The sequence below is a fragment of the Verrucosispora sp. TAA-831 genome, assembly GCF_050780145.1.
GTDB lineage: Bacteria > Actinomycetota > Actinomycetes > Mycobacteriales > Micromonosporaceae > Micromonospora.
In genome coordinates this window covers 5,661,483-5,674,564 of record NZ_CP192240.1, presented here as the reverse complement: position 1 = coordinate 5,674,564, position 13,082 = coordinate 5,661,483, and the positions used below count along the sequence as shown (strand labels likewise).

Below are 13,082 nucleotides of genomic sequence, written 5' to 3'. Positions count from 1 at the left end.
GGTCCCGACGCCCGCCCTCTGTTCCCGGCCCGCCACCGCGCGAGCGGGCCGTCGGTTTCCGCTGCGCGTGCCGGGTCGGCGGTCGGCGTCCGCGCGCGGTGGTCAGCCGGCCAGTACGGCCGCCAACTGGGCCACCGCGTGGTCGATCTCCTCGGCGGTGATCACCAGCGGTGGGGCGAGCCGGATGGTCGAGCCGTGGGTGTCCTTGGCCAGGACGCCGCGCTCCATCAGCCGCTCGCACGCCTCCCGGCCGCTCATCAGCGCCGGGTCGATGTCCAGTCCGGCCCACAGCCCCCGGCCGCGTACCGCGACCAGGCCCTTGCCGACCAGTGCCCGCAGACCGGCGTGCAGCCGCTCGCCCAACTCGGTCGAACGCCGCTGGAACTCGCCGGTGGCCAGCAGCCGGACCACCTCGGTGGCGACCGCGCAGGCCAGCGGGTTGCCGCCGAAGGTGGAGCCGTGCTGGCCGGGCTTGAGCACCCCGAGCACGGCCGCGTCGGCGGCCACCGCCGAGACCGGCACGATGCCGCCGCCGAGCGCCTTGCCCAGCAGGTACACGTCCGGCACCACACCCTCCTGCTCGCAGGCGAAGGTGGCCCCGGTCCGGCCCAGGCCGGACTGGATCTCGTCGGCGACGAACAGCATCCTGCGCTCGTCGCAGAGCCGCCGGACGCCGGCCAGGTAACCCTCCGGCGGCACCACTACGCCCTGCTCGCCCTGGATCGGCTCCAGCAGCACCGCCACGGTGTGCTCGTCGACCGCCTCGGCCAGCGCGGCCAGGTCGCCGTAGGGGACGATCGTGAAGCCCGGCGTGTACGGCCCGAAGTCGGCCCGCGCGTCCTCGTCGGTGGAGAAGCTGACGATGGTGGTGGTCCGGCCGTGGAAGTTGCCGTCCGCGACCACGATGGTGGCCTGCCCGTCCGGCACCCCCTTGACCTGGTACCCCCACTTGCGGGCGACCTTGATGCCGGTCTCCACCGCCTCGGCACCGGTGTTCATCGGCAGCACGAGTTCCTTGCCGCACAGCGCCGCGAGTTCCCGGCAGAAGTCGGCGAACTGGTCGTGCACGAACGCCCGGCTGGTCAGCGTCAGCCGGTCGAGTTGGGCGTGCGCGGCGGCGATCAGCGTCGGGTGCCGGTGGCCGAAGTTCAGCGCCGAGTAGCCGGCGAGACAGTCGAGGTACCGCCGACCGTCCACGTCGGTGACCCAGGCACCCTCGGCGGAGGAGATCACCACCGGCAACGGGTGGTAGTTGTGCGCGGTGTGACGCTCGGCGTCCCGCACCGCGGCCGGAGTCCGCAGCATGTCCTCGATCACTGGCTCGCCTTTCCGAGTCGCAACGTGCAGCACTTCGGGCCACCGCCGGCCTTACGCAGCTCGGACAGGTCGACGCCGATGGTCTGGTAGCCCCGGTCCCGTAGCTTCGCGGCCAGGCCGGTGGCCTGCTCCGGCAGCACCACGTGCCGACCGTCGCTGACCGCGTTCAGGCCGAGCACCTCGGCGTCGGCCATGGTGGCGTGCACCGCGTCCGGGAACAACCGGCGCAGCACGGCCTGGCTGCCGGGCGAGAACGCCTCCGGCAGGTACGCCACGGTCCGCTCGTCGAGCACGGTGAGCGCGGTGTCCAGGTGGTAGAAGCGCGGGTCGACGAGCTGCATGGTGACCACCGGGTGGCCGAAGACCTCCTGCAACTGGGCGTGCGAGGCGTGCGCGGTGCGGAAGCCGGTGCCGGCGAGCAGGTGGTCACCGACCAGCAGGACGTCGCCCTCGCCCTCGTTGACGTGCTTCGGGTCGTACACGTCGAATCCGGCGGCCTCGAACCAGGACCGGTACGCGGGCGCCTCGTCGGCGCGCTGCGGGTCGCGGAACTGCACGGCCATCGCCCGGTCGCCGATCACGGTGCCCCCGTTGGCGGCGAAGACCATGTCGGGCAGGCCCGGCAGCGGGGTGATCTCCTCGACGACGTGACCCAGGTCGCGGTACACCTGCCGCAGCCGCTCCCACTGCCGGATGGCACGGTCGGTGTCGACCGGGGCGGTCGGGTCCATCCACGGGTTGATCGCATAGTCGACGGCGAAGTACGTCGGCCGGCACATCAGGAAGCGCTGGCTGGTGGCGTCCATCGTCATTGTCCTGCTCCCAGGGCTCGGGCGCGCCCTGGCCACCGTCGGCCCACGGGCTGGCGCCGTTGCTCAACGTTATGCGCCCCGAAGCCGCAGAATCCACCGCCAAGCCTTGCTTGATGTAGCCGATCATTGCGTCTCAGGTGCTGGTGGCGGTGAATCGTTGCGTTCACCTGGTTGTGCCACCGTGCGGAAGGCCCTCGTATTGCTCACCGTGAGTGGTCGTCGCGGTCCGGCATCGGCTTCGGCTGGGAGGTGTCCGGACACGCGTCGGGGGCGGCGAACCGCCGCCCCCGACGAGGGTGTGTGCGCCCGGCTGGTGAACCACCAGAACTGGTCGGGCTCGGCCGGTAACTCGCCGGCCGGGCGCCGGTGAACCACCGGCGGGCCGGAATGTGCCCCCTAGATGCGGTCGACAAACTGTGAGTCAAGCCACTCGCGGAACCGGGCCACGGTGTCGCCGTCGGTGGTCGGCCAGTCGTACTGGCCGGTCATCGCCAGGATGCCGAGCACCACCGCGCCGAGGCCGATGGCGATGCCGAGCAGCGCGTCGGCCTTACCGGCGATGTGCCGCCGCCGGGTGGCGATCAGGCCCAGCACGGCGAGGACCGCGCCGATGGCGCCGACCGCGATGCCGTACCCGGCGAGGGTTCCGGTGAGGACGAAGAGGATGCCGCCGACGCCGACGATCAGTCCGAGGGTGGCCAGCAGGCTGGCCCGGGGGCGCGGACCGGCCGGTGCGGGCGGGGTGTCGGCGACGGGTGCCGTGTCCCGGTCGGCCACCGTGTCCCGGTCCGCGGTGGTGTCCCGCGCGACCACGGTGTCCCGGTCGGCCACCCGGTCCCGCTCGACCACAGCGGCCCGGCCATCCACGGTGTCCCGAGTGCCCACGGTGCCGCGATCGGTGGTGACGTTCCGGTCGGTGGTGGGATCGGTGCGCACGTCCGGGTCGGTGGCGGTGACCGGGGCCAGAGCCGGTGCGGTGGAGCGGGCGCGGCGGGAGCCGTCCACGCCGGAACGGGCGGTCGCGGCCCGTGCCTCGGCGGCCCGCTCGGCGGCGGGAGAGTCGGTCGTCCGACCGGTACCGGCCTTGGCGGCGGTCGCACCGGCGGCGGTCGCGCCGACGGCAGCCGTGCCGACGGCGGTCGCACCAGCGGCGCTGTCCCGGTCGGCGGCGCGCGCCGGAGCCGTGCGGTCCCGGTCGACGGCGGCGGCGTCCGCGTCGGCGACAGCGCGCTCGCCGGATACGGCAGCAGGCTCACCGGCTACGGCGGCGGTGCGGTCCCGGTCGGTGCCGCGTCCGGTGCGGGCGCGGAGCTGGTCGACGGCGCGTTCGGCGGCGGCACGGTACCGGCCGGCGGCGCGTTCGGCGGTGCTGTGGCCGTCGTCGGCGGCGGTGTGGTCGGTGGTCGCCGCCGCACCCCGGTAGGTGGTGCCGTCGTCGGTGCGCTCGGCGACGGTGGGGCGCTCGGCGGGACGGGCCTCGGTGGCTACCGCGCCGGTGCCGTCGGCCTCGTCGCCGGAGGCGGGGGGCGGGGCGGGCTCCTCCCGGCGGGACAACGAAGGAAATCTCATGGGTTCACCTCCAGGTCATGCGTGGCAGGCGCCGCGACCCCGCTCATCGCCCGTCACGCGTCAACGACCCGGAGATACCCATCCCGCACTTTCCCGACACCCGTGCGGCATCGAGGCGAATAGATCTTGAGGTGGTCGGCTCAGCGGCGGGGGCGGGTGAGCGGTGCCAGCATGCTGCTGAGCAGGGCCATCCGCCGGGGGCGGGAGATCAGGACGGGACGGCTGCGTACGCATCGGACGAGGACGTCCACCGCGCGGTCCACCGTCATCATCATCGGCCGCACCGGGCCCTTGGCCATCTTGGTGTCGACGAACCCGAACCGCACGGTGGTCACGCTCACGCCCTGTCCGCGCAGCGCCGCCGAGAGCCCCATCAGGTACGACGACAGCCCCGCCTTCGAGCCCGCGTACCCGGGTGCGTCGCCGGAGACCAGCCGGTCGGCCATGCTGGACAGCCCGATGACGTGCCCGTCCCCGGCGGCCACCATCCTCGGTACGACGGTGGCGACCGTGCGGGCCGCCCCGATCAGGTTGACCTCCAGGGTGCGGGTCTGCGCCTCCAGATCGGCCAGGTCGACGGGCTCACCGACGCCGGCGGCGTACACGCAGAGGTCCACGCCGTCCAACTCGTCGATCGCCTTGGCGAGCACCTCGGGGTAGTCCGGTGCGGTCACGTCGGCGGTGTGGTGGGCGTACGTGGGGACGTTGATGCCGTTGTCGCGGCGGGACACCCCGGCGACCCGCCAGCCGTCGGCGAGCAGTCGTCGGGTGAACGCCAGCCCGATCCCGTCGCTGTTGCCGATCACCACTGCGCAGCGCATTCGTTCCGCCATGCCCCACCGTCCTCATCGCACCGATGGTGCCCGCCCGACCGGCGGCCCGAGGCGCAATTGAACCAGAGTTTTCTGAGTACTCCCTACCAATCAGTAGGAGCCCCCGAACGGCTGTCGGCGGACGCTTCGGGGCGGGGCCGCCGCGCTGCGGACGGCGGCCCGGCGGGGTGCGGCGCGGACCAGCACGAGACCGGCACGCTGGACGAAAATCGACCGGCGGGTGACGGCGTTGCCCTGGATGTCGAGCTGGTACCCGTCCAGCCAGACCCAGCCGTCGTAGGTGGTCCAGTCCAGCTCGCGGATCACCCGGAACATGATCGACCGGCGGAACTGCACGCTGGCCCGCCGGGTCACCCGCAGCAGGTCACCGGCCCGCAGCTCATCACCTCGCGCCCGGCTGTCCCGAGCGCGGTCCGCCGGGGTGCGGTCCGCCGGGGTGCGGTCCGCCGGGGTGCGGGCGGCCGGGGTGCGGACGGTGGGGGCGCGGACCGCCGCGCGCTCGGCTGAGGGGCGGTCGGCGGGGCGGGGGCGGGTCACAGCCAGCCCAGGAAGCGGTGGTGCAGGGTGCCGGCGGTCGCCCAAGACATGTCCTGGCTGGCGGCCACCAGGCAGGAGCCCAGATAGAGCCGCAGGGAGACGGGCGCCTGGTCGTACTCGGCGCGCAGTTCGATGCGGCGGCGGGCGCAGGGCCAGGGCCGGTCGCACCCGGCGCACATCCAGGTGGGCAGCACCGGGCCGTGGCGGGTCACCGTCGGCCATCCGGGGCGTACGCCGTCGTGCCGGTGGTGGTCGTGGAGGGTACGCGCATCGTGGTCCTCTCCGCGCGGTGATCGTCGTGGCAAGAACTGCTCCGTTGCCTTTTTCACGTCAATTCATGACGGCATTTCATTCGGCCCCGGACAGCCTCCACAATCCGTCCCGCCGCCCATCTTGCGCAATCTTCCGCACCGCCCTAATCTTTTTCGGTAATTGCGCGCGACGAATGGAAATGGATCGCGTGCGCCCGGAAACATCACGTGTTGCAGGAGGGAAAGCGGTGATGTTGCATGCTGGATGAAACAAGCGGCTCCACGGTGCCCCGGCGGCAGCTCGGACGCCTCTTCACCGAGTTGCGGGAGAACGCCCAGGTCACTCTCGACGAGGCGGCACGGGCGCTGGACTGCTCACGACAGAAGATCTGGCGGATCGAGAAGGGTCTGGTGCCGGTCCGGCTGGTGGACGCCCGCGCGATGTGCGACCTCTATCGGGTGCCGACGGAGATGGCGGCGATCGTCGCCGGGCTCGCGAAGGAGACCCGGGCCAAGGGCTGGTGGCACTCCTATGGTGACGTGGTCCCGTCCTGGTTCTCGCTCTACGTCGGCCTGGAATCGTCCGCCACCCTGTTGCGGCAATACGACGCGGAGTTGATTCCCGGTCTGCTGCAAACCCGTGCCTATGCAAGCGAACTCTTCCGCCGCAAGAACCCGACGATGACCCCGGAGGAGCGGGAGAAGCTGGTGGCGGTACGCCTGCAACGGCAGAGCATCCTGGTCCGCCGACTGCCCGTCGCGCCCACCCTCAAGGTGGTGCTCAGCGAGGCGGTGTTGCGCCGCACCATTCCCGACCGGCAGGCGATGGTCGAGCAACTCCGCCACCTGATCGAGGTCGCCGCGTTGCCGAACGTCTCGGTGCGGGTCCTGCCGCTGGCCGCTGGCCCGCCGCTGGCCAGCGAGACCGGCACCTTCGTCGTGCTGGGCTTCCCGCAGGGGCTCGGCCGGGCCTCCACCGAGCCGACCACCGTCTACCTGGAGAACATCACCGGCGCGCTCTATCTCGACCGACCGGCCGAGGTGGCCGCCTTCGCCCACGTCTGGAACGACCTGGAGACACTCGCCTCCGATGAGGCAGAATCAGAGAAAGTGATCAACATGATCATCGAGGAGCATCATGACTGATCTGGCCGGGGCCGTCTGGCGCAAGAGCACCCGCAGCGGCGGGAGCGGAGGAAACTGCGTCGAGGTGGCCGACAACCTGCCCGGCGTGGTGGCCGTCCGCGACAGCAAGGACCCGTCCGGCCCGGTGCTCACCGTTTCGCCGGATGCCTGGACGGCGTTCGTGCGGCAGGTGCGGCACCGCTCACACTGACCGCGACGGCGGGCTGACTACGCTTGGTGTCGTGCCAGAGGGACATACGATCCATCGCCTGGCGGCCCGGCACGCCGAGCTGTTCGCCGGGGACAAGGTGCTCGCCGCCAGCCCCCAGGGCCGGTTCGCCGAGGGTGCGGCGCTGCTCTCCGGAAGTGTGCTGGAGGCCACCGAGGCGTACGGCAAGCACCTGCTGCACCACTACGCCGGTGAGCGGACCCTGCACGTACACCTCGGCCTCTACGGCAAGGTGACCGACGGTGACGGGGAGCCGCCGGAGCCGGTGGGTCAGATCCGGCTGCGGCTGGTCAGCGACCGGCACTGGCTCGACCTGCGCGGGCCGACCGCCTGTGAGCTGCTCACCCCGCCCGAGGTGGCGGCGCTGCGGGCCCGCCTCGGCCCCGATCCGCTGCGTGCCGACGCCGACCCGGAGCGCGCGTACGACCGCATCCGACGCAGCGCGACGCCGCTGGCCTCGCTGCTGCTGGACCAGTCGGTGGTGGCCGGCACCGGTCTGATCTTCGTGATGGAGGTGTTGTTCCGTGCCGGGCTGCCGCCGAGGTTGCCCGGCCGCGCACTGACCCGTCCCGCCTGGGACGCCATCTGGGCCGATCTGGTCGAGTTGATGACGCTCGCCGTCGGCGTCGGCCGCATCGACACCGTTCGCGCCGTGCACCTGCCCGAGGCGATGGGCCGTCCGGCCCGCGTCGACCGGCACGGCGGCGAGGTGTACGTCTATCGCCGTGCCGCCCAGCCCTGCCACGTCTGCGGCACCGCCGTCAGCCGTGGCACCCTCGGCGCCCGCAACCTCTACTGGTGCTCGACGTGCCAGACCGAAGGAAGGGCCCCCTGCTAACGCCTCGCGTATAGCAGGGGACCCTTCCTCACATCCGGCGACGGTGCTCGCGCCCGTCGATCCGGGGCGCTACTACTGCTTGCGCCAGTTCTGGTCGGCGTAGCCCTTGTCGGTGAAGATGATGAGCGGCTTGTCCGGGTCGGCCAGGATGACGTCGAGGACCTTGCCGTTCAGCTTGCTGACGATGCGGCCCTTGGAGTTCATCTGCCAGTGCTGGGCGGGGTTGCCGCTACAGGTGGCCGCCTGCACCACCGTGTTGTCCTCGGAACCACCCCAGGCGATGTCCATGCACAGACCACGGGCCCGGATGGTGCCGTCGCTGCGGAAGGTCCACCACTGCGCCGGATCCTCGGTGCAGGTGCGCAGCTTGAGCTGCATACCGTCACCCCCGCTGCCGGCACTGACGCAGCGCTTGGTGTGCACGTTGAGGATCTGCACCGCGTCGGCCGGGCGCGTCGGCTTCGGGTCGGGGGCCGGTGGTGGTGGCGGTGCGCCCGCGTTCGCCCCCGCAGTACTGGGGCTGCTCGGGCTCGGGCTGCCGGAGGGGCTGGCGTCCGGACTCGGGCTCGGGGACCCGGACGGCGACGGGGTGGGTGAGGGGGAGGGGCTGGTCGGCAGGTTCGCCGTCAGCCGGCTGTCGAGCGCGTAGACGTCGGTGAAGGTCTTCACCGACCGCAGGAACGTCTCGGTCTGCCGGTCGATGGTGCCACCGTTCTGCCGTACCGCCGTGGTGCCGTTGCGGTACGCGGCGAGCGCCAACTGGAGCGGATCCCCCTTCAGGCCGGACAACTCGCGGACCAGGCTGCACAGGGCGTAGCCCATGGTGGGGACGGCGACCTCCGGCTCCCAGACCGAACGACCCTTCGGCCCGTACGCCTGCCACATGTCCGGCCGGAACTGCGCGACGCCGCGTTGACCGGTCGCACCGAGCCGGTTCGCGTCGAACCCGGACTGCGCCATGATGTGGGCGGCGACCAGTGGTGGCGTCACCTCCTGGCAGAGCGAACCCGCCCGGACGATGTGCTGCACGTACTCGGCGGGAACACCCTTCGCCTCGGCGGCCGGTGCCGTCCGGTCAACCTCACCGGGCCCACCGAACTGCCGCAGCTTGCTGTAGTACCCGGCGTAGGCGCTGACCCGGTCGACGTAGGTCGTGGCCGTGTCGGGCACCCCGCGCACCTGGGCGACCGAGTTCAGCCCCACGTGGAAGGCGGCCACCGCGAGACGCCACTGGTCACCGGCGGCACCCGCCAGCCGGAGATGGCCGGTGAGGTCGCACATCTGGTGGGCGAGCGCCAGGATGTTCGCCGACATGTCGGAGCGTCGGGCGTCCGGCCACGGCTTCCACGCCTGCCACTTGTCGTCTTCGAGGCCGGCGATGCCCTGACCGCCGGAGACGGTCCGCGCCGCCCGGTCGTCCAGGCCCGATTCGGCCATCAACTGTCCGGCGAGCCTCGCCGGAGTCAGCGTCGGACAGGACCCGGCGGCGGCGATGAGCACGGTCATCTGCTTGTCGGTGACCGCGTCGCCGACCAGCACGTCGTCCCGGGCCGAGGCGACGTTGAGGCCGACGGCGGTGGCGGCGGCGAGGACTGCCAGCGCGGCCAGGACGAACGCCACGAACCGGCGTGGCATTCGCTCCAGCTTGAGCTTCTTGAGGATGAGGTCGCGTGTCACAGGTAGGCCATCCCTTTCGGCGTGGCGACACCTGTGGCGACGGATCCGGATCTCGCCACGTTCACGACCTCGCCGACAAATTTCGGGTACGGAGCACGGCCCGGTGTCGGTGTGGCCGCGCGTGGACGGCCGAACTCTAGTCGAGGAGCCAGCGGACGATCTCGATGTGCTCGGCGAAGACCGTGTCCCCGGCGATGCTCCACGCCATCGTGTGGCCGATCGTCCAGTCGCGTACCCGGCTCCGGTCCAGGCCCAGCTCGGCGCTGAGCCGGTCGAGTCGGCGGCGCACCGCCGCGCGGGAGTGGCCCAGCTCGGGGCCGCGCACCATCGGCACCGCCGAGAACTCCCGCTCGCCGACGAGCGGCTTCGGGTCGATCGCCAGCCACGGCTCGCGGGTGGACCGCAGCACATTGGACGCGTGCAGATCCTGGTTGACCAGCACCTGTCCGCCCTGGCCGGTGGCCAGCCCGGTGAGCAGGTCGAGGGCGAGGTCCACGAACCGCCGCTCGTACGGCCTACCGGCCCGTTCCCAGGCCGCAGGCAACCGGACCGTCCAGCCCCGCACCGCCTCGGCCAACGACAGGAACGGCCCGTCAGCGGGCCGCCAGAGGCGGGGGAGCAGCGTCACCACCGCGTCCAACGCGTCGTCCAGCGGGAGGACGCGCAACGGCGTACCGGGGTCGCAGCGCTCGATCAGCAGTGCCCGACGGTCGGGGTCGTGGGCGAGCAGCCGGGCCGCGCCGTCGCCGTCCCAGTGGTGCAGCGCAGCCGCCTCGTGCTCGCTCTCCGAGTCGGGGAACTGCACCTTCAGCACCGCGCGGGTGCCGTCGACCCGATCGGCCGGCACCACCAACGAGGTCGTGCCGGACCCGAAGGGCGGCCCGACCCGCAGCGACCAGTGCCGGGCACAGGTGTCCAGCAACTCCGGCAGCCCGGCCAACCACTGCGCGCCACCCGGCATGGCGCGCAACCAGGTCAACTCGTCGGGGATCCGCACCGCACCCGTCACCGCAGGCGGCGGATGTCGCCGTAGGCGCGGTAGAAGCCGCCCCGACCGGACTCGCGGACCTCGGTGACCAGGTAGCGGGCGCCCGGCTGGCGGATGCCCTTGGGGAACTGGACCGACCAGTTCCGGTGGTAGCCGTCGGAGAGCACGTGCACCCGCAACCGGCCGCCCTGCTCGACGCACTCGACGATCACCCCGTCGCCGGAGTCGCCGACAACCTCGACCTGGGTGACCGCGGCCGGCTCGGGTAGCCGGGCCGGAGCCTTCACGTCGACCACGTCCGGCACGCTGCCCGCCTCGGCCGCCCGGATCGCCGGCTCACTGGCGTCGATGCAGGCCAGGTGGCCGCTGGTGGTCACCACGTAGAGGCGCTGGTCGTGGTACTGCATCGAGTACGCCGAGCCGCAGCCGGTGCCGAGCTTCCACAAGCGGGTGCCGTCCTCGGCGAAGCAGTAGATCGAGGACTGGCTGTCACCGGCGAAGACGTACCGGCCGTCGGAGGCGGTGGCGCAGGAGAAGACCGGCGCGTCGGCGCGGTAGGTGCGGGCGTACCGGCCGTCCTTGCCGATGCGGACCACCTCGCGGGTCGCGGTGCCGGCGAACACCGCGTCGCGCTCCTGCCAGCCGAACAGCACCGAGCCGGTGCGGGTGTGCCACAGCTCCTGCCCGGTACGCCAGTCGTAGCCGCTCACCCCGGTCGAGTCGCCGTGGTAGACGGCGTCGCTGTCGCAGCGCACCATCCAGGCCGACCGCCCGCGCCCGCCCCGCCGCCAGAGGAACTCGTCCTCGTGGTCGACGGCGGCGATCCCGCCGTTGGCGTCGGAGACACCGAGCACACCGTCGTGGATGTCCAGCCAGTAGATGTCGATGTCGGGCGCGATCGCGTACGCCACCCGGGGGATCTTGCCGGAGAGGTCGTAGACGTTGCCGTCGTCGCAGCCGGCATAGATCCAGGCGTCGTCGGCGACGATGGACTTCACCCCGTCGGGCAGCCGGACCTGGTCCAGCACCCGGGCGTCGTGGTCGAGAGTGGTGATGACGCCACGCTCGTTGCCGACCGTGCAGGTGCGCCCGTCGATGAAGATGCCGAACGCGGGAGCGCCGGAGTCGTACCGCCACAGCACCGGCGCGGTGCGGGCGGTCGAGCGGGTGCTGACGATCTGCCGACGCGACACCGAACGCTTCTGCCGGACGCCCGGCACCGCCGGGGCGTACCCCTTGCGGACCTTCTCGCCGATCTTCTTGGCGGCGGCGGCCCGCGCCCGCGCGTTGTCCGGGTAGCCGGAGGTCTTGACCTGACCCTGGTCGCCGATCCGGCCGTAACGCACGGTCAGCGTGGCGTCGTCGACCACCACCTCGTAGAACTTGTGGGCTGCACCGTCCGTCTCGGACAGTTCGAGGTAGGTCGTCTCCTGCGACATGCGGGTCCTCCGAGGGGTCGGCACCGCCCCTGTCTGGGGCGGCGCGCACACGCTAACCCGCGCCACCGACAGGGATCCGAGCAGACCTCAGCGCGGGTCGAGCGCGTCGACCGCCTTGCGGGCGGCGACCAGCACCGGGTCCCAGACCGGGGCGTACGGCGGGGCGTAGCCGAGATCGAGCGCGGTCATGTCGTCCACCGTCATCCGGTTCCACAGCGCCACGGCCAACGTGTCGATCCGCTTCGCCGCCTCGGTCCAGCCGACGATCTGGGCACCGAGCAACCGTCCGCTGGGGCGTTCGGCGATCAGTTTGACCGTCATCGGTCGCGCACCCGGGTAGTAGCCGGCGCGGTTGGTCGACTCGGCGATCACCGAGACGAACTCGAAGCCGGCCGCCAGCGCGTCGCGCTCCCGCAGCCCGGTCCGCCCCACCTCCAGGTCGCAGACCTTGGCCACGGCCGTGCCGATCACCCCGGCGAAGGTGGCGTACCCGCCGCCGATGTTGATGCCGGCCACCCGACCCTGCTTGTTCGCGTGGGTGCCGAGCGGCACGTGCACCGGCATGCCACTGACCCGGTGCAGGGTCTCCACACAGTCCCCGGCGGCCCACACCCCGGGCACCTCGGCCACCCGCATCCGCCGGTCCACCCGGATCCCGCCGGTCGGCCCGAGCGGCATTCCGGCCGCCTCGGCGAGCGCGGTGTTGGGGCGTACGCCCAGGCCGAGCACCACCACGTCGGTCGGGATCGCGCCGTCGTCGGTGACCACCTCGCTGACCCGGCCGTCGCGGACGCCGAGCGCCTCGACGCTGACGCCGGTGCGGATGTCCACACCCAGACCCCGCATCGCCTCGGTGACCAGCGTGGCCATGTCCGGGTCCACGGTCGACATCGGCTGCTCGTCCCGCTCCACCAGCGTCACCGACAGCCCACGCCGGACCAGCGCCTCGGCCATCTCCACCCCGATGTAGCCGCCGCCGACCACCACCGCGCGCTGCGGCCTCGGATCCGACTCCAGCCACCTGCGCAGGGCCGCCCCGTCGTCGAGCGTCTGCACCCCGAAGACCCCGAGTGCGTCGGTACGCGCCCAGTCCGGCTTGGTCGGCACCGCGCCGGTGGCGTGCATCAGCGTGTCGAAGCCCTCCCGGACCTCGCCGCCGCCCTCCAGATCGCGGGCGACTACCTCGCGGCGGTCCAGGTCGATCTCGGTGACCTCGTGCCGGAGCCGGACGTCGATGTCGTACTTCTCCCGGTGGGTCGCCGGGTCCCGGGCCACGAGCTGCTGCGCGTCGCCGACCAGACCACTGATCCAGTACGGGATGCCGCACGCCGAGTACGAGGTGTAGTGCCCACGCTCGAACGCGACGATCTCCAGGTCGTCCCGGCCACGGCGGCGCCGCGCCTGGGCGGCAGCCGCCATGCCGGCGGCGTCCCCGCCGACGACGATCAACCGTTCCGCCACGGCCAA

General features: G+C 72.1%; 13 protein-coding genes. 3 read left to right on the top strand and 10 right to left on the bottom strand.

Features of this window, described 5'->3' with window-relative positions; all coding sequences use genetic code 11:
• Positions 1 to 102 precede the first annotated feature (102 nt).
• The 6 genes from rocD to ACQVFL_RS25140 form a co-directional block, all read right to left on the bottom strand.
• Positions 103 to 1,317 carry an ornithine--oxo-acid transaminase gene (rocD, locus tag ACQVFL_RS25165; protein WP_396690632.1) on the bottom strand — a complete coding sequence of 405 codons (1,215 nt, stop codon included), beginning with the start codon at positions 1,315 to 1,317 and terminating at the stop codon, positions 103 to 105.
• Complete coding sequence (ddaH, locus tag ACQVFL_RS25160; RefSeq protein ID WP_396691005.1) at positions 1,314 to 2,123, bottom strand: dimethylargininase; 810 nt, start codon at positions 2,121 to 2,123, stop codon at positions 1,314 to 1,316. Before ddaH ends, rocD begins: the two co-directional genes overlap by 4 nt.
• 402 nt (positions 2,124 to 2,525) lie before the next feature.
• Positions 2,526 to 3,698, bottom strand: coding sequence for a hypothetical protein (locus tag ACQVFL_RS25155; protein ID WP_431727737.1), 1,173 nt, complete (start codon positions 3,696 to 3,698; stop codon positions 2,526 to 2,528).
• Between the two features lie 140 nt (positions 3,699 to 3,838).
• A complete protein-coding gene (locus ACQVFL_RS25150) occupies positions 3,839 to 4,531 on the bottom strand; it encodes an SDR family NAD(P)-dependent oxidoreductase (protein WP_396690636.1) in 693 nt (230 codons plus the stop codon).
• Positions 4,532 to 4,621: 90 nt separating this feature from the next.
• Positions 4,622 to 4,909 carry a hypothetical protein gene (locus tag ACQVFL_RS25145; protein WP_396691006.1) on the bottom strand — a complete coding sequence of 96 codons (288 nt, stop codon included), beginning with the start codon at positions 4,907 to 4,909 and terminating at the stop codon, positions 4,622 to 4,624.
• Positions 4,910 to 5,064: 155 nt separating this feature from the next.
• Complete coding sequence (locus ACQVFL_RS25140) at positions 5,065 to 5,280, bottom strand: hypothetical protein (RefSeq protein ID WP_131056545.1); 216 nt, start codon at positions 5,278 to 5,280, stop codon at positions 5,065 to 5,067.
• A gap of 297 nt (positions 5,281 to 5,577) precedes the next feature.
• On the opposite strand from ACQVFL_RS25140, the gene ACQVFL_RS25135 reads away from it, so the two are divergent.
• Genes ACQVFL_RS25135 through ACQVFL_RS25125 form a run of 3 tightly spaced genes read left to right on the top strand, consistent with a single transcriptional unit; the run spans position 5,578 to position 7,511 of the window.
• Positions 5,578 to 6,465 (top strand): helix-turn-helix domain-containing protein, encoded by an 888-nt coding sequence (locus ACQVFL_RS25135; RefSeq protein WP_431727736.1) that lies wholly within the window; start codon positions 5,578 to 5,580, stop codon positions 6,463 to 6,465.
• The gene (locus tag ACQVFL_RS25130; protein WP_396690642.1) at positions 6,458 to 6,655 is read left to right on the top strand and encodes a DUF397 domain-containing protein; all 198 of its coding nucleotides are present in this window, start codon (positions 6,458 to 6,460) and stop codon (positions 6,653 to 6,655) included. The genes ACQVFL_RS25135 and ACQVFL_RS25130 overlap by 8 nt, the downstream gene beginning before the upstream one ends.
• 31 nt (positions 6,656 to 6,686) lie before the next feature.
• Positions 6,687 to 7,511: an Fpg/Nei family DNA glycosylase gene (locus ACQVFL_RS25125; protein WP_396690644.1), complete on the top strand. Its 825-nt coding sequence runs from the start codon at positions 6,687 to 6,689 to the stop codon at positions 7,509 to 7,511.
• Positions 7,512 to 7,583: 72 nt separating this feature from the next.
• Here ACQVFL_RS25125 and ACQVFL_RS25120 read toward each other — a convergent pair whose 3' ends face one another.
• The 4 genes from ACQVFL_RS25120 to ACQVFL_RS25105 form a co-directional block, all read right to left on the bottom strand.
• Complete coding sequence (locus ACQVFL_RS25120; RefSeq protein ID WP_431727735.1) at positions 7,584 to 9,188, bottom strand: ricin-type beta-trefoil lectin domain protein; 1,605 nt, start codon at positions 9,186 to 9,188, stop codon at positions 7,584 to 7,586.
• A 136-nt stretch (positions 9,189 to 9,324) separates the two neighbouring features.
• Complete coding sequence (locus tag ACQVFL_RS25115; RefSeq protein WP_431727734.1) at positions 9,325 to 10,185, bottom strand: aminoglycoside phosphotransferase family protein; 861 nt, start codon at positions 10,183 to 10,185, stop codon at positions 9,325 to 9,327.
• 8 nt (positions 10,186 to 10,193) lie between these two features.
• Positions 10,194 to 11,615, bottom strand: coding sequence for a WGR domain-containing protein (locus ACQVFL_RS25110; protein WP_431727733.1), 1,422 nt, complete (start codon positions 11,613 to 11,615; stop codon positions 10,194 to 10,196).
• A gap of 87 nt (positions 11,616 to 11,702) precedes the next feature.
• Entirely contained in the window at positions 11,703 to 13,076 is a 1,374-nt protein-coding gene (locus tag ACQVFL_RS25105) for an FAD-dependent oxidoreductase (RefSeq protein ID WP_431727732.1), read from the bottom strand.
• Positions 13,077 to 13,082 lie beyond the last annotated feature (6 nt).